Origin of the sequence: Streptomyces sp. NPDC127100 (genome assembly GCF_042724095.1) — a bacterium.
Classification (GTDB): Bacteria; Actinomycetota; Actinomycetes; order Streptomycetales; family Streptomycetaceae; genus Streptomyces.
In genome coordinates, this window is sequence record NZ_JBHXFL010000009.1 from 56,309 (window position 1) to 71,833 (window position 15,525).

Here is a 15,525-nt window from a genome sequence, read left to right on the forward strand (position 1 = left end):
TCCTGGCCTTCGCCCTGACCCTGGCGCTGCCGGAGACCGCCCCCCCCCCCCCGGCCCGGCCCCCCGCACACGTCCCCATCGTCCAGCCGGGGTGGGGACCGTGGTGCGCGCGACCTCGTGCACGGCGCCCTTCACTGCGAAGCGGAAAAGCGATGGCGCCCGGAGGGCGTGCCCCTCTATGGTTGCGGCGTGAACACGCGGCGCCGATCGGCTGCCGCGGTCGGCTCGAGCGAGGACGGAGGTGTGACCGATGGCCGTGTCTGTGACGGGTGCTTGCCGCACCCACGAGTCCGTCCACTCCACCTCCCTGGCCGCCGGCTGACCTCACCTCATTTCTCCGCCGCGCCCGCACCGCACCGGTGCGCGCGGCCGCCGGGGCCACCCTTCGAAGGGTCACCCTTGACTTCCACGTCCGCTTTCTCCGCTTTCTCCGCCCACTCCGCCCTGGCTCCCTACGGCTGGGACGAGGACTGGGCCGACGCGTTCGCCCCCCACGCGGCCGAAGGGCTGCTGCCCGGCCGCGTGGTCCGGGTCGACCGCGGCCAGTGCGACGTCGTCACCGCCGACGGAGTACTGCGCGCCGACACCGCGTTCGTCACCCCGCACGACCCGCTGCGCGTCGTCTGCACCGGTGACTGGGTCGCCGTCGAACCCGACGGCAACCCGCGCTACGTCCGCACGTACCTGCCGCGCCGCACCGCCTTCGTGCGCTCCACCTCCTCCAAGCGGTCCGAGGGCCAGATCCTCGCGGCCAACGTCGACCACGCCGTGGTCGCCGTGTCGCTGGCCGCCGAGCTCGACCTCGCCCGGATCGAACGGTTCCTCGCGCTCGCCTGGGAGTCCGGGGCACAGCCCGTGGTCGTCCTCACCAAGGCCGACCTGGTCACCGACCCGGCGACCCTGGCGTACCTCGTCCAGGACGTCGAGACGACCGCGCCGGGCGTGCCGGTGCTGTCCGTCAGCGCCGCGCACGGCGAGGGACTCGACGTCCTCGCCGCCGTCGTCGCCGGCGGCACTGCCGTGCTCCTCGGACAGTCCGGCGCGGGCAAGTCCACCCTCGCCAACGCGCTGCTCGGCGAGGACGTCATGGACGTCCGGGCCATCCGGGACGTCGACGGCAAGGGACGCCACACCACCACCACCCGCAACCTCCTCGCCCTGCCCGGCGGGGGAGTGCTGATCGACACCCCGGGGCTGCGGGGCGTCGGGCTCTGGGACGCCGGCGACGGGGTCGGACAGGTCTTCGCCGAGATCGAGGAGCTGGCGCGGCGGTGCCGGTTCCACGACTGCGCCCACGAGAGCGAGCCGGGCTGCGCCGTCCTCGCCGCCGTCGACGGCGGCGAGCTGTCCGAGCGGCGGCTGGAGAGCTACCGCAAACTGCTGCGGGAGAACCAGCGCATCGTCGCCAAGACCGACGCCCGGCTGCGGGCCGAGATCCGCAAGGAGTGGAAGCGCCGCGGCGCCATCGGGAAGGCGGCGATGGAGGCCAAGCGGGGACGCGCCCGGTAGCGGCCCCCGCACGGCCCCGCGCCACGGCCTCCCGCGCGATGTCCGATTTCCGCCAGCCCGGCCCGCCGGACTGGCGGAGACTGGACGGTGTGACGGAGAACCCGAGGCACCCCGAAAACCTCCCGGACGAGGACAGCCGGTACGAGGCCGTCCGCAGCCGGGACGCCCGGTTCGACGGGGCGTTCTTCTTCGCCGTCGAGACCACCGGCATCTACTGCCGGCCGAGCTGCCCGGCCGTCACGCCGAAGCGGCGCAACGTGCGGTTCTTCGCGACGGCCGCCGCCGCGCAGGGCTCCGGTTTCCGGGCCTGCCGGCGGTGCCGCCCGGACGCCGTTCCGGGCTCGGCCGACTGGAACGTGCGCGCCGACGTCGTCGGCCGGGCCATGCGGCTCATCGGCGACGGCGTCGTCGACCGCGAGGGCGTCGCCGGACTCGCCGGCCGGCTGGGCTACAGCGCCCGCCAGGTCCAGCGCCAGCTCACCGCCGAGCTCGGCGCCGGACCCGTGGCCCTGGCCCGCGCCCAGCGGGCACACACCGCGCGCGTCCTGCTCCAGACCACCGGCCTGCCCGTCACCGAGATCGCCTTCGCCTCGGGATTCGCCAGCGTCCGCCAGTTCAACGACACGATCAGGGCCGTGTACGCGGCCACCCCGAGCGGCGTCCGCGCCGCCGCCCCGGCCCGCGACCGGGCCACCCGGGCGGCCACCCCGTCCGCCGGCATCCCGCTGCGGCTCGCCCACCGCGGCCCCTACCGCGCCGGACCCGTCTTCGACCTGCTCCAGCGCGAGGCGGTCGCCGGGATCGAGGAGGTGAGCGGCCCGCCCGGCCGCCGCGTCTACCGGCGCACCCTGCGCCTGCCCTACGGCACCGGGATCGTCGCCGTCGAGGAACGGCCCGGCCGCCCGGGGACCGGCAGCGGCGGCTGGCTGGACGCCCGCCTGCACCTCACCGACCTGCGCGACCTGACCACCTCCGTGCAGCGGCTGCGACGGCTGTTCGACCTCGACGCCGACCCCTACGCCGTCGACGAGCGGCTCGGCGCCGATGCCCGGCTCGCCCCGCTGGTCGCCGCCCGCCCCGGTCTGCGCTCACCGGGCACCGCCGACCCCGACGAACTCGCCGTGCGCGCCCTCGTGGGACGGACGGAGGCCGAGCGGCTGGTCCAGCGGTACGGCAAGGCACTCGACGCGCCCTGCGGCGCCCTGACCCACCTCTTCCCGGAACCGGCCGTCCTCGCCGGGGCCGAGCCGCACGGCGCCCCCGGTGCCCTCGCCGCCGCCCTCGCCGACGGCGCCGTGCGCCTGGACCCGGGCGCCGACCGGGACGACGCCGAGCACGCGCTGCTCGCCGTGCCCGGGGTGGACGCCCGTACGGCCGCCGTCATCCGCACCCGCGCCCTCGGCGACCCCGACGTCGCCCCGCCCGGCCCCGCCGTCCCCGACACCTGGCGCCCCTGGCGCTCGTACGCACTGAACCACCTGCGCGCAGCAGGAGAGTGGGAGCAGCAATGACCACGACGGCCACCTCCGTCACGTACTGGAGCGAACTCGACAGCCCCGTCGGCAGGCTCCTGCTCACCGCCGGCCCGGACGGGGCGATCACCTCCCTGTCCGTGCCCGGGCAGAAGGGCGGCCGCAGCGTCCAGGACGGCTGGCGGCACGACGCCGGGCCGTTCCGGGAGGCCGCGGCGCAGCTCGCCGCCTACTTCGCCGGGGAGCCGGTGGAGTTCCGGCTGCCGCTGCGCGCCGAGGGCACCGCCTTCCGGGAGCGCGTGTGGGCCGCCCTGGACACCGTGCCCCGCGGGACGACCACGACGTACGGCGAGATCGCCGCGCGCATCGGCGCACCCCGCCCCGCGGTGCGCGCCGTCGGCGGTGCGATCGGCGCGAACCCCCTGCTGATCCTGCGCCCCTGCCACCGCGTGATCGGCGCCGACGGCTCCCTGACCGGGTACGCGGGCGGCCTGGACCGCAAGACGCGGCTGCTCACCCTGGAGGGCGTCCGGCTCCGGGTTCCGTAACCGCCGGCCGGCGCGGGTCCGGGCGGGAATGTCCGCGATGCCGTACGGCGGGCCGATAAACCGCATTCAACTGACTGTCACTGCTTCGAGGTAAGCATCTCGTCTCCCCGGCGGACGGGGCCGGTCCAGGGGCTAGCTTCGGCACGTGGAGGGATTCCCGTGATCCCTCCACCGTTGCCCACCCCTCCCTGTCTCCCGGCCGGCGCACCCGTGTGCGCCGGACGCCCCGCCGTGCAAGGAGAAAGCCCCTCGATGTCCCTCGACAGCATCCCGGAAGCCCGGACCGCGTCCGGCGCGCCGCAGCAGTCCCTGAGCACCGCCGCCGCCCGCAACCTCGCCACCACCACCAAGTCCGCCCCGCAGATGCAGGAGATCACCTCCCGCTGGCTGCTGCGGACACTGCCCTGGGTCGAGGCCGAGGGCGGCACCTACCGGGTCAACCGGCGGTTGCGCCACACCGTCGGCGACGGGCGCGTCGAGTTCGTCCAGGAGGGCGCCAGGGTCCGGGTGATCCCCCTGGAGCTCACCGAGCTGGCGCTCCTGCGCGGATTCGAGGACACGGACGTCCTGACCGCCCTCGCCGACCGCTGCACCCAGCGCGACTTCGCGGCGGGCGAGGTCCTCGCCGAACGCGGCGGCCCCGCGGACGGCATCCACCTGATCGCCCACGGCCGGGTCGGCCGCACCTCCGAGGGCAAGTACGGCGGGGAGATCGCCGTCGGGGTGCTCGCCGACGGCGACCACTTCGGCGAGAGCGCCCTGACGGACCCCGACGCCCGCCACGACTGCACGGTCACCGCCGAGACGGCCGGCACCCTCCTCACCCTCTCCCGTGCCGACTTCGCCGCGGTCCGGGCCTCCGCGCCCCACCTCGGGGCCCACGTCGACGAGGCCGGCTCCCGCGCGCGGCGGCGGCAGAACAAGCACGGTGAGGCCGAGATCGCCCTGTCGGCCGGCCACGTGGGCGAGGCCGACCTGCCGGGCACCTTCGTCGACTACGAACTCGAGCCGCGCGAGTACGAGCTCTCCGTCGCGCAGACCGTGCTGAGGGTCCACACCCGGGTCGCCGACCTCTACAACGGCCCGATGAACCAGAGCGAGGAGCAACTCAGGCTCACCATCGAGGCCCTGCGCGAGCGTCAGGAGCACGAGCTCGTCAACAACCGGGAGTTCGGGCTGCTGCACAACGTCGACTTCAAGCAGCGCATCCAGCCCCGCTCCGGCCCCCCGACCCCGGACGACATGGACGAACTGCTCTGCCGCCGGCGCGGCACCAAGGTGTTCCTCGCCCACCCCAGGACCATCGCCGCCATCGGGCGCGGACTCAACTCCCACGGTCTCCACCCGGACCACGTCGACCTCGGCGGGCAGTCCGTCCCCGCCTGGCGCGGGGTCCCCATCCTGCCCTGCAACAAGATCCCGGTCAGCAGGGAGCAGACCAGCTCCATCATCGCGATGCGCACCGGCGAGGAGAACCAGGGCGTCGTCGGCCTGCGGCCGACCGGCCTGCCGGACGAGTACGAGCCGGGCCTCTCCGTGCGCTTCATGGGCATCAACGAGCAGGCGGTCGTCTCCTACCTCGTCAGCACCTACTACTCCGCCGCGGTGCTGCTGCCCGACGCCCTCGGCGTGATGGAGAACGTGCAGATCGCCCCCGGGCCGCGCTGACGCCCCGGCCCGCCGCGGGCCGACACCCGACGCACCCCCACGCACCACGGAGCCCTCACCGCAGCAAGGAGCCGTCGATGCCCGACTCCGGGCCCCTCGGAGCAAGCCCTCCCGAACGCCCGCCGACGCCGCCCACGGCCGTGCCGGACGCCGCCGCACCGCTGCCTCCGGCCCCTCCGGCCACGCCGGGCGTCCCCGGCTTCCTGGCGGCACTGCACCCGCCGGTCACCGTCCCCGGCCCGCCCACGCCCCCGATGCCCGCCCCCGCCGTACCGGACACACCGCACGCCACCGCGGACGGCTCCGCCCTCCGGCGGATCCTGCGGGGCGCCGGACCGGGCACGGCCCCGCCCACCCCGATCGGCGGCTACGGAGCCCGGCTTCCGGCATCGGCGCCCCCGGCACCCGCGCCGTCCGCCGCCGGGCGAGCCGTCCCCGGTCTCTACCACCACCCCGTCCCGGAGCCCGACCCCGTGCGCGTCGAGGAGGTGAGCCGGCGGATCAAACGCTGGGCCGAGGACGAGGTGCAGCTCTATCCCGAGGAGTGGGAGGGGCAGTTCGACGGCTTCTCCGTCGGCCGCTACATGGTGGCCTGCCACCCCGACGCACCGACGGTCGACCACCTGATGCTCGCGACCCGGCTGATGGTCGCGGAGAACGCGGTGGACGACTGCTACTGCGAGGACCACGGCGGCTCACCCGTCGGTCTCGGCGGGCGCCTCCTCCTCGCGCACACCGCGATCGACCCCTTCCACACCACCGGGGAGTACGCGCCGGCCTGGCGGGAGTCGCTCACCTCGGACGCCCCGCGCCGGGCGTACCGCAGCGCGATGGACTACTTCGTCCGCGCGGCGAGCCCCTCCCAGACCGACCGCTACCGGCACGACATGGCCCGGCTGCACCTGGGCTACCTCGCCGAGGCCGCCTGGGCACAGACCGGTCACGTCCCGGAGGTGTGGGAGTACCTGGCGATGCGCCAGTTCAACAACTTCCGCCCCTGCCCCACGATCACCGACACCGTCGGCGGCTACGAACTGCCCGCGGACCTGCACGCCCGGCCGGACATGCAACGGGTCATCGCCCTCGCCGGCAACGCCACCACCATCGTCAACGACCTCTACTCGTACACCAAGGAACTCGACAGCCCCGGCCGTCACCTGAACCTGCCGGTGGTGATCGCGGAACGCGAGCAGCTCTCCGAGCGCGACGCCTACCTGAAGGCCGTCGAGGTCCACAACGAACTCCAGCACGCCTTCGAGGCCGCCGCGGCCGGCCTCGCCGAGGCCTGCCCCCTGCCCCCCGTGCTGCGCTTCCTCCGGGGCGTGGCCGCCTGGGTCGACGGCAACCACGACTGGCACCGCACCAACACCTACCGCTACAGCCTGCCCGACTTCTGGTAGAGAACGGACGTATCTGTGACCACTGAGACCACCCCCACCGCCACCGCGAAGATCCCGGCCCCGGCGACGCCGTACCAGGGGGACATCGCCCGCTACTGGAACGACGAGGCGCGGCCGGTCAACCTCCGCCTCGGTGACGTGGACGGGCTCTACCACCACCACTACGGCATCGGCGCCGTGGACCGGGCAGCGCTCGGCGACCCGGGGCACAGCGAGTACGAGAAGAAGCTCGTCGCGGAGCTGCACCGGCTGGAGTCGGCACAGGCGGAATACCTCATGGACCACCTCGGGCCCGTCGGTCCCGACGACACCCTCGTCGACGCCGGCTGCGGGCGCGGCGGGTCCATGGTCATGGCCCACCGCCGCTTCGGCTGCAGGGTCGAGGGCGTCACCCTGTCCGCCGCCCAGGCCGACTTCGGCAACAGGCGCGCGCGGGAACTGCGGATCGCGGACCGCGTCCGCTCCCGTGTGTGCAACATGCTCGACACCCCCTTCGACAAGGGCAGCGTCACCGCCTCGTGGAACAACGAGTCGACCATGTACGTCGACCTCCACGACCTGTTCGCCGAGCACTCCCGCTTCCTGAAGGTCGGCGGCCGGTACGTGACGATCACCGGCTGCTGGAACCCCCGCTACGGCCAGCCGTCGAAGTGGGTCTCCCAGATCAACGCCCACTTCGAGTGCAACATCCACTCCCGGCGCGAGTACCTGCGCGCCATGGCCGACAACCGGCTGGTGCCGCACACCATCGTCGACCTCACCCCCGACACGCTGCCCTACTGGGAGCTGCGGGCCACGTCCTCGCTGGTCACCGGCATCGAGGAGGCGTTCATCGAGTCGTACCGCGACGGCTCCTTCCAGTACGTCCTGATCGCGGCCGACCGGGTGTGAGCCCGGCCTCGCGGGGCCGGGTCCCCACCGCCGGACCCGGCCCCGCGAGGTGCGGCCAGCCCGGCGCCGGCCGGCGCGAGGCACCTAGCCGGCCAGCACCGCCCCGAGCCACGCGCCGGTCACCAGCAGGCAGGCGAACAGCTCCGTCAGCACGCTCGCGCCGCCCGAGCGCATCGCGGTCCGCAGGGCCGCCACCGCCTCGCCGTGCCGGCCCAGCCGCAGCCGTTCGGCCAGGTAGATGCCGCCCATGAAGCCGGGGACCGCCCCGATCACGGGGATCAGCACGAAGCCGAGGAACGCCCCGGCACCCGCGTACGCGGCCATGCGGTGGGTGACCTCGTCCGAGCGCGGCGAGCGGGCGGGCAGCGTCCAGCGCACCGCCCGAGACAGCAGCAGCACGGCCGTCGAACCCACCAGGACGAACCAGGAGACCGGCTGCGGATCCTTCAGCGACCACCACAGGACCCCGGCCCACACCAGCCAGGACCCCGGCATGCCGGGCAGCAGCACGCCGCACAGCCCGAGCAGAATGACCAGGCCGGACAGCAGGAGGTCCCACGCTCCCATCTGTCCAGGGTGCAGGAGGTCCGCCCGGTCCGCAGATCTGCGCGCCGAGCGCGTTCCGCGCGGGCCCGTCAGCGGGTCCGGGACACCCAGCCCCGCTCGTACGCGTGCCAGCCCAGTTGCAGCCGGGTCGTCACCCCGGTCAGCTCCATCAGCCGCTTGACCCGGCGCTGCACCGTCCGCAGCCCCAGGTCGAGCTGCTTGGCGACGCTCGCGTCGGTCAGGCCGGCCAGCAGCAGGGAGAGTATCTCCAGATCGGTGCCGTCGGGTCCGTCGGGACCGTGCTCCGTCACACCCGCCGCGCCGAGCCGCAGCGGCAGCGCCTCCCGCCACACCGAGTCGAACAGGCCCGACAACAGCTCCAGCAGCCCGCTGGCGTGCACGACCAGCGCGGCCGGTTCCGCGGAGTGCGCGGTGAGCGGCACCAGGGCGAGTGCCCGGTCGGCGATCACCAGCTTGGTCGGCACCCGGTCCACCACCCGCACCTGCTCGTCACGGCCCAGCGCGGCGGTGAGCTCGGTGATGCCGGTCGGCGCGTCCAGGACCGACCGTTCGACCACCACCCGGTAGCGGACCCCGCGCTCGGTGGCCTGCTCCTCCGCGTCGTTCTCCATGCCCGTGACGGCGACGGGCCTGCCGGTGACCAGCGCGCACACCTCCTCGCTCGCACCGAGCTGGAGCTGCAGGAAGCGCCGCGCCACCGCCGCCGCGCCGATCACCACCTCGACCAGGTCGTGCACCGCCGGTTCGCCCGCCGCCACCCGGTACTCCTCGGCCAGCAGCGCCGCCGCCACCTCCGCCCGGTCCAGCTCGTGCCGCTGCTGGGTGAGCAGCGCGCCCAGCGCCACGCCCGGCGGCGCGGCGACCCAGCGGCCGGGCCGGGCCGAGGACTGGGCCACCAGACCGTTCTGTTCCAGCCGCCGCAGCGCGCGCTCCGTGTCCTGCTCGCCGAGCGCCAGTCTCCGTGCCAGATCGGGCACGTCGGCCGCCCCCACGGACACCAGCGCCCGGTAGGCCGACTCGTGCGTGTCCTCCAGCCCCAGCACTCCCAGCATCAGGCGCCGCCCCTCCCCGAAGATCACCTGCATTCTGCCGTGCCGGCCCATGGCGGAAAACAGCCACGGCACAAACCCGCCTCCGGACATCATCGCCGTACCGCCGGGCACTCTGCCAAGGTGGCGTCGCCGGGCGGTCCTCCCGTGGGGGGTGGGGCCGCCCGGCCACCCCGTCCGCCCCACCGTTCGACTCCGTCACGCGACACTCCCTCCGGCGCACGACGGCCCGGCGGAATTTGCCGATGCCCCGTTTTCATCCGGCCCCATCGGTGGACAATCGGGAGCATGAGCCAGCAGGGGGGAAGGCCCACCGGTCCCGAGGACGACTGGTGGGGGCAGCTGTACGACGACTCCACCGGCGACACCGGTCCCACGGCCGCGCCCGATTCCCTGGACGACCGGTACGCCTCGGCGGCGGGGACGGTGGGCCGGCCCGAGGGGGACCCGGGCGGGGAGCCCCCGGCCGACGACCGGCCGCCCTGGTGGGCGGCACCGGAACGCCGGGACGTCCCGGAACCGCGCGGCCACCGCGGGCAGCGGAGCGTCCCCGGCCCCCGTACCGGCGCCGCGGCCGGGGCGACCGGCGCGGACGGCGCCGCGACGGACTCCCGGCCCGGTGGGGGTCTCAGCGCCGCGGGGCCGCCGCGGGACCTGCCCGACCCGGAGGTCCCGCCGCCACCGCCTCCGGACGCCGCCTCCGCCCTCCCGCCGCCCCCGCCCCAGTTCCTCCCCTCGCTCCCGCCGCGGGCGCGACCGCCCCGCGACGACGCGAACCGCGTGCCCCGGGCCGCCTCCGACGCGCCCGCGCCCGCCCCGGGTCACGTCGGCTCGGGACCACCCACCTACGAGGCCGAGCCCGCCGCGCTGCCGCCCGCCGACCCCGACGCGCTGGACGGCCTGGTGGCGGACACCGTGCTGGAGGGCGCCCGGTACGGAGCCTGCACGCTGCGGGCCGTCTCCACGCGGGGAGACGCCGCGCGCCACCGGGGCGACCCGCGCCGCGACGCACTGCTGGTCGCCCGGTTCGGCGCGGGGGAGCAGGCACTGGTCCTGGTGGCGATGGCCACCGGCGCCCGGGCGACGGCCGGGACGCACCGTGCCGCCGCCCAGGTCTGCCGGTGGATCGGCCGGGCCGTCGGCCGCAGCCACGCCCGCCTCGCCGAGGACCTGCACGCCGCCCGGCGCGGCGACCTGAAGTCCGGCCTGCACCGTCTCACCGACCGCAGTCTCGGACGGCTCCGGGGCGAGGCCGCCGAACAGGGCCTCGCCCCGCACGAGTACGCGGCCAGCCTGCGCTGCCTGCTGCTGCCCGCCGCCCCCGGGTGCCGCACCCGCGTGTTCTTCGGCGTCGGGGCGGGCGGACTGTTCCGGTTGCGCGACGGCGTCTGGCAGGACCTCGAACCGCGCTCCGGCGAGGTCACCGGCGACCCCGTCGTCGGCTTCGGCTCTCCGCCGAGCCAGACGCCCCACGGCGACCGGCTCACCATGGACCTGGGCGTCACCGCTCCGGCCGGCCCCCACGCCACGGGGCCCGGCGAGCCGTCCCGCGAGCCGTTCCGCTTCCGTGCCTCCGTAGCCCGGCCGGGTGACGTGCTGCTGATGTGCAGCACGGGCCTGGCCGAGCCGCTGCGCGGCGAGCGCGAGCTGGGCGAACTCCTCGCGCGGCGATGGGCCGACGCGGAACCGCCCGGCCTCGCCGCGTTCCTCGCCGACAGCGGGGCCGGGGTCGAGGGCTACGCCGACGACCGTACGGCCGCCGCCGTTTGGGAGGCGTGACGCCGCGCGCTGTGCCTCCATGGACCCATGGCCAAACAGAACGTCGCGGAACAGTTCGTCGACATCCTCACCCGTGCCGGAGTGGAACGCCTCTACGGAGTCGTGGGCGACAGCCTCAACCCGATCGTGGACGCGGTGCGCCGCCATCCGGGCATCGACTGGGTGCACGTGCGGCACGAGGAGACCGCCGCCTTCGCCGCCGGCGCGGAGGCCCAGATCACCGGGAAGCTGACCGCCTGCGCGGGCTCCTGCGGCCCCGGCAACCTCCACCTCATCAACGGGCTGTACGACGCCCACCGCTCCATGGCCCCGGTCCTCGCCCTCGCCTCGCAGATCCCGTCCAGCGAGATCGGCCTCGGCTACTTCCAGGAGACCCACCCCGAGCAGTTGTTCCGCGAGTGCAGTCACTACTGCGAGCTGATCTCCAGTCCCCAGCAGATGCCCCGGCTGCTGCACACCGCCGTCCAGCACGCCATCGGCCGCTCCGGCGTCAGCGTGGTCTCCCTGCCCGGCGACGTCGCCGGGCAGCCCGCCCCGGAGAAGGCCGTCGAGACCGCCCTGGTCACCTCGCGGCCGACCGTCCGCCCCGGCGACGAGGAGATCGACCGGCTGGTGCGGCTGATCGACGACGCCGACAAGGTCACCCTGTTCTGCGGCAGCGGCACGGCGGGTGCCCACGCCGAGGTCATGGAGTTCGCCGGCCGGATCAAGGCGCCCGTGGGCCACGCGCTGCGCGGCAAGGAGTGGATCCAGTACGACAACCCGTACGACGTCGGCATGAGCGGGCTGCTCGGGTACGGCGCCGCCTACGAGGCCACCCAGGAGTGCGACCTGCTGCTCCTGATCGGCACCGACTTCCCGTACAACGCCTTCCTGCCCGACGACGTGCGGATCGCCCAGATCGACGTGCGGCCGGAGAACCTCGGCCGGCGGTCCAAGCTGGACCTCGCGGTGTGGGGCGACGCGCGGGAGACCCTGCGCTGTCTGATCCCCCGGGTGAAGGAGAAGACGAACCGCCGCTTCCTCGACCGGATGCTGAAGAAGCACGCGGACGCGCTGGAGGGCGTCGTCAAGGCGTACACCCGCAAGGTCGACAAGCACGTGCCGATCCATCCCGAGTACGTCGCCGCCGTGCTGGACGAGGTCGCCGACGACGACGCGGTCTTCACCGTCGACACCGGCATGTGCAACGTCTGGGCCGCCCGCTACATCTCGCCCAACGGCCGGCGCCGCATCATCGGCTCCTTCTCGCACGGCTCGATGGCCAACGCGCTGCCGATGGCGATCGGCGCCCAGCTCCCCGACCGGCGCCGGCAGGTCGTCTCGATGTCCGGCGACGGCGGGTTCACCATGCTGATGGGCGACTTCCTCACCCTCGTCCAGCAGGACCTGCCGGTGAAGGTCGTCGTGTTCAACAACTCCTCACTCGGCATGGTCGAACTGGAGATGCTGGTGGCGGGCCTGCCCTCGCACGGCGTGGCCAACCGCAACCCCGACTTCGCCGCCGTCGCCGAGGCCTGCGGTGCCTTCGGGGTGCGGGTGGAGAAGCCGAAGGAGCTGGCCGGGGCGCTGAAGGCGGCCTTCAAGCACAAGGGCCCCGCCCTGGTAGACGTCGTCACCGACCCCAACGCCCTGTCCATCCCGCCGAAGATCAGCGCCGACATGGTCACCGGCTTCGCCCTGTCCGCCTCGAAGATCGTCCTGGACGGCGGGGTGGGCCGGATGCTCCAGATGGCCCGGTCGAACCTGCGCAACGTGCCGCGGCCGTAGGCGCGGGGCCGGCCGCTGGATCGACATGACTGCCCGGGCGCCCATCGGGCAAGGATTCCCCCGTGAACGTGTTCGATCAGTAGAAGGGGAAATGACATCGGCACGCCGACGGGGGACACGGAAAGGAAGACGGTGCCGCAGCTCAGGCGCAGTCTGGGCCGGGCGGATCTGCGGGCGGTGCCCGAGGCCCGCCGGGCGCTGCGCGAGCTGCTGCGGCACTGGGGCGAACCGGGACAGTCGGAGGTCGCGGAGCTGCTCACCAGCGAGCTCGTCACCAACGCGCTCGTGCACACCGACGACGACGCGCTGCTGACCGCCACGGTCTCCGAGCGCGGGCTGCGGGTGGAGGTACGGGACCGCGCCGCCCGGCTGCCCCGGCAGCGCGCCCCGGCACCGGACGAGAGCACCCACGGCAGGGGCCTGGTGCTGGTGCGGTCCCTGGCGGACGCGTGGGGCGTGCGGGCGCACGACGGGGGCAAGGCGGTCTGGTTCGAGCTGGGCGCGGCGGCCGCGTGAACGCCGCAGGGGCGCGACACGCGGTCACGCCCCTGCGGCGGTGCGGCGGCCCGGGCCGCCCATGGCGTCCTAGCCGAACTGCTGCTCCAGGTCCTTGAGCTTGCGCTCCAGGGAGTCCAGGCGCGGCAGGGCCTGGGTGTCGTCCTCCGCGGTGAGGTCGACGGTGAGCGGGTCAGCTCCGCTGCGCACGGGCTGCAGCGAGGGAAGCTGGCGTACGGGCAGCTGCTCCGGAGTGGATATGGCAGGCTCCGCGGCTGCTCGCTCGGAGCCGCGCTCCACCTGCTGGACGTCCACCTCGACCTGCCGGCCGCCGCGGCCGGGGAAACCCCGGTGGCCGTGGCCCCGGCTGATCGCCTTCAACTGGGCCCGCTCCAGGCGCTCCTGCTCGCGACGCCGCTGGCGGGTCTCCTCCTTCTGGCGCCGGTCGTCGCGCACTTCCTCGACGGCCTCGTCCAGGCTGCGCACGCCCTCGAGGAGCATCAGCGACCAGGCGCGGTAGGTCTCCCGGGGGGCCCGCAGCCAGCGGACCATGCGGATCTGCGGCAGCGGACGCGGCACCAGGCCCTGCTCGCGCAGCGCGGCCCGGCGGGTCTGCTTCAGCGCCCGGTCGAACAGCACCGCCGCCGACAGGGACATGCCCGCGAAGAAGTGCGGGGCGCCCGCGTGACCCAGGCCCCGGGGTGCGTGCACCCAGTTGAACCAGGCGGCGGCGAACGCGAAGGCCCACACGAGTATCCGGGAGCCGAGCGCCGCGTCACCGTGGCTGGCCTCGCGCACCGCGAGCACGGAGCAGAACATCGCCGCCCCGTCGAGGCCGAACGGGACCAGGTACTGCCAGCCGTCGCTCAGGCCGAGGTTCTGCTCGCCGAAGCCGACCAGTCCGTGGAAGGAGAGGGCCGCGGCGACCGCGGCGCAGCAGAAGAGCAGCACGTAGGAGAAGGTGCCGTAGAGGGCCTCCTTGCGCCTGCGGCGCTCCTCGGCACGCTCCCACGAGTCGTCCGCGCCCGCGTCCTTCCCCGAGGAGCGCTTGCCGCGCGCGAGCACCGCCACCGCCGCCAGCATGCCCAGGAGCAGCACGGCGCCCGGAAGCAGCCAGTTCAGCGATATGTCGGTCAATCTCATCTGGGGTCCCTTGCCTTGGGATAGGGCGTAACGCCCGCCATGGTGGCCCAAACCCGGCAGCCCTCAGGGGGTTTCGGGGCAAGAGGCCGCCGAGGGAGTGAGGGGGGATGCCCGGGGACGGCGATCTGCTCGAACTGCCGCTTGAGGGACGGGAGTTGAGTTCGAATAAGGATACCCGTACGGGTGGCTCCGCGGAAAGTTCCCGCGACAGGTGGGGAAGTTGTGAAACGTCGTGCGGACGTCGCGGGAACCGGCCCGGGTGATCTTAGCGGAGCGGCGCCGGGCCGTCGTACCGCGGGCGGCTCAACCGGCGGTGGCGAGCAGCTTGTTGACGCGGTCCGCGTCGCAGGTGCGCGGGCAGGTGGCGCACGTGTCCTCGGGGCGCAGCGTGTAGAACATGCAGCAGCTCGCCCGGTCCCGGGTGTGCAGCGGTTCGCCGTCCGGTCCGGTCAGCTCCCGGAACGCGGCCTTGCCGACGTACGGCTTGGTCGCCCCCGGCAGCAGCAGCTCCAGTTCCTCGCGTGCCCGTTCCTGCTCGCCGAACAGGTGGGCGACGTACCAGAGGCCCTCGACGACCTCGTCGGTCGCCATGCCCCACAGGGCCCGCCCGCGGCGGCGCATGCGCGGCCCGAACCCCGCCAGCACCGGCTCCAGGTGTTCGGCGACCGCGGCCCGCACCTCGGCCCGCAGCGCCTCCTCGTCGGCGACCACCCGGGCGCCGGGCAGGGCGGCGGCGGGGTCGCCGGGCAGGCAGGCGAAGCCGCTGGGCCGCACGGCCATGCGGCCCAGCGGCAGTCCCGCGGCGGTGCGGTCGAAGGCGACGTGCGCGGCCGGGTAGCGGGGCACCCTGCGGTGCAGGAACCACGGCACCGTGATCAGCAGACAGGCCGGCCAGGCGTACCGGTGCAGTCCGAAGCTCGCGACCACGTCGGGCCGGGCCCGCTGCCCGTAGTCGCGCACCACCTGGGCGTCGTCCCAGGCGAGGAACGCCTCCAGCTCCGCCCCGCCGGCCGCGAGTGAGGCGGCGGCGACCCAACCGCCCCCGCCGGGCAGCTCCTCCCCGGCGTCCGGCGCGGTGATGCCCAGTCCCGGCAGGACCTCGGACAGGCGGGCGTAGGAGTCCGCGACGGCCGGGTGGGAGACAGGCATGCGGGACCACCGATCCACGTCAGGGCAACGGATTGCTTGAGGTAAGCCTTACCTTACCCAAGATCCTCGGCAGGGGAAGGGGCGG

Annotated in this window: 13 protein-coding genes; 9 read left to right on the plus strand and 4 right to left on the minus strand. The window is 74.3% G+C overall.

Annotated features, from left to right (window positions below; genetic code table 11):
• Positions 1-399 precede the first annotated feature (399 nt).
• From rsgA to ACFWJB_RS12245, 6 genes are all read left to right on the plus strand, one after another.
• A complete protein-coding gene (rsgA, locus tag ACFWJB_RS12220) occupies positions 400-1,509 on the plus strand; it encodes a ribosome small subunit-dependent GTPase A (protein ID WP_386921963.1) in 1,110 nt (369 codons plus the stop codon).
• 38 nt (positions 1,510-1,547) lie between these two features.
• Positions 1,548-3,020, plus strand: coding sequence for a DNA-3-methyladenine glycosylase 2 family protein (locus ACFWJB_RS12225; RefSeq protein WP_386921965.1), 1,473 nt, complete (start codon positions 1,548-1,550; stop codon positions 3,018-3,020).
• Positions 3,017-3,529: a methylated-DNA--[protein]-cysteine S-methyltransferase gene (locus ACFWJB_RS12230; RefSeq protein ID WP_385459636.1), complete on the plus strand. Its 513-nt coding sequence runs from the start codon at positions 3,017-3,019 to the stop codon at positions 3,527-3,529. Before ACFWJB_RS12225 ends, ACFWJB_RS12230 begins: the two co-directional genes overlap by 4 nt.
• A gap of 252 nt (positions 3,530-3,781) precedes the next feature.
• Complete coding sequence (locus ACFWJB_RS12235; protein WP_386921968.1) at positions 3,782-5,197, plus strand: family 2B encapsulin nanocompartment shell protein; 1,416 nt, start codon at positions 3,782-3,784, stop codon at positions 5,195-5,197.
• Positions 5,198-5,274: 77 nt separating this feature from the next.
• A complete protein-coding gene (locus ACFWJB_RS12240) occupies positions 5,275-6,597 on the plus strand; it encodes a family 2 encapsulin nanocompartment cargo protein terpene cyclase (RefSeq protein ID WP_386921970.1) in 1,323 nt (440 codons plus the stop codon).
• 15 nt (positions 6,598-6,612) lie between these two features.
• Positions 6,613-7,488, plus strand: coding sequence for a geranyl diphosphate 2-C-methyltransferase (locus tag ACFWJB_RS12245; protein ID WP_385459631.1), 876 nt, complete (start codon positions 6,613-6,615; stop codon positions 7,486-7,488).
• A gap of 84 nt (positions 7,489-7,572) precedes the next feature.
• Here ACFWJB_RS12245 and ACFWJB_RS12250 read toward each other — a convergent pair whose 3' ends face one another.
• Both ACFWJB_RS12250 and ACFWJB_RS12255 read right to left on the minus strand, forming a co-directional pair.
• Positions 7,573-8,055: a DUF456 domain-containing protein gene (locus ACFWJB_RS12250; RefSeq protein WP_385459629.1), complete on the minus strand. Its 483-nt coding sequence runs from the start codon at positions 8,053-8,055 to the stop codon at positions 7,573-7,575.
• 68 nt (positions 8,056-8,123) lie between these two features.
• Positions 8,124-9,107: a helix-turn-helix domain-containing protein gene (locus tag ACFWJB_RS12255; RefSeq protein WP_385459678.1), complete on the minus strand. Its 984-nt coding sequence runs from the start codon at positions 9,105-9,107 to the stop codon at positions 8,124-8,126.
• Positions 9,108-9,392: 285 nt separating this feature from the next.
• Between ACFWJB_RS12255 and ACFWJB_RS12260 the strand changes: the two genes are divergently transcribed.
• The 3 genes from ACFWJB_RS12260 to ACFWJB_RS12270 all read left to right on the plus strand — a co-directional run bounded on the left by ACFWJB_RS12260 (position 9,393) and on the right by ACFWJB_RS12270 (position 13,169).
• Positions 9,393-10,883: a protein phosphatase 2C domain-containing protein gene (locus tag ACFWJB_RS12260; RefSeq protein WP_386921973.1), complete on the plus strand. Its 1,491-nt coding sequence runs from the start codon at positions 9,393-9,395 to the stop codon at positions 10,881-10,883.
• 27 nt (positions 10,884-10,910) lie between these two features.
• The gene (locus ACFWJB_RS12265) at positions 10,911-12,653 is read left to right on the plus strand and encodes a pyruvate dehydrogenase (RefSeq protein WP_385459625.1); all 1,743 of its coding nucleotides are present in this window, start codon (positions 10,911-10,913) and stop codon (positions 12,651-12,653) included.
• A 132-nt stretch (positions 12,654-12,785) separates the two neighbouring features.
• Positions 12,786-13,169 carry an ATP-binding protein gene (locus ACFWJB_RS12270; protein WP_385459623.1) on the plus strand — a complete coding sequence of 128 codons (384 nt, stop codon included), beginning with the start codon at positions 12,786-12,788 and terminating at the stop codon, positions 13,167-13,169.
• Between the two features lie 69 nt (positions 13,170-13,238).
• On the opposite strand, the gene ACFWJB_RS12275 is transcribed toward ACFWJB_RS12270, so the two are convergent.
• Entirely contained in the window at positions 13,239-14,291 is a 1,053-nt protein-coding gene (locus ACFWJB_RS12275) for a DUF2637 domain-containing protein (RefSeq protein WP_385459621.1), read from the minus strand.
• A 303-nt stretch (positions 14,292-14,594) separates the two neighbouring features.
• Positions 14,595-15,440 carry a (2Fe-2S)-binding protein gene (locus tag ACFWJB_RS12280; protein WP_385459619.1) on the minus strand — a complete coding sequence of 282 codons (846 nt, stop codon included), beginning with the start codon at positions 15,438-15,440 and terminating at the stop codon, positions 14,595-14,597.
• Positions 15,441-15,525 lie beyond the last annotated feature (85 nt).

What these genes read in the sequence shown, in the direction of transcription:
- ACFWJB_RS12225 (WP_386921965.1), top strand. Translation starts at nt 1,548, where the DNA reads ATGTCCGATTTCCGCCAGCCCGGCCCGCCGGACTGGCGGAGACTGGAC.
- ACFWJB_RS12230 (WP_385459636.1), top strand. Translation starts at nt 3,017, where the DNA reads ATGACCACGACGGCCACCTCCGTCACGTACTGGAGCGAACTCGACAGC.
- ACFWJB_RS12235 (WP_386921968.1), top strand. Translation starts at nt 3,782, where the DNA reads ATGTCCCTCGACAGCATCCCGGAAGCCCGGACCGCGTCCGGCGCGCCG.
- ACFWJB_RS12240 (WP_386921970.1), top strand. Translation starts at nt 5,275, where the DNA reads ATGCCCGACTCCGGGCCCCTCGGAGCAAGCCCTCCCGAACGCCCGCCG.
- ACFWJB_RS12250 (WP_385459629.1), bottom strand. Translation starts at nt 8,055, where the DNA reads ATGGGAGCGTGGGACCTCCTGCTGTCCGGCCTGGTCATTCTGCTCGGG.
- ACFWJB_RS12255 (WP_385459678.1), bottom strand. Translation starts at nt 9,107, where the DNA reads ATGCTGGGAGTGCTGGGGCTGGAGGACACGCACGAGTCGGCCTACCGG.
- ACFWJB_RS12260 (WP_386921973.1), top strand. Translation starts at nt 9,393, where the DNA reads ATGAGCCAGCAGGGGGGAAGGCCCACCGGTCCCGAGGACGACTGGTGG.
- ACFWJB_RS12265 (WP_385459625.1), top strand. Translation starts at nt 10,911, where the DNA reads ATGGCCAAACAGAACGTCGCGGAACAGTTCGTCGACATCCTCACCCGT.
- ACFWJB_RS12275 (WP_385459621.1), bottom strand. Translation starts at nt 14,291, where the DNA reads ATGAGATTGACCGACATATCGCTGAACTGGCTGCTTCCGGGCGCCGTG.
- ACFWJB_RS12280 (WP_385459619.1), bottom strand. Translation starts at nt 15,440, where the DNA reads ATGCCTGTCTCCCACCCGGCCGTCGCGGACTCCTACGCCCGCCTGTCC.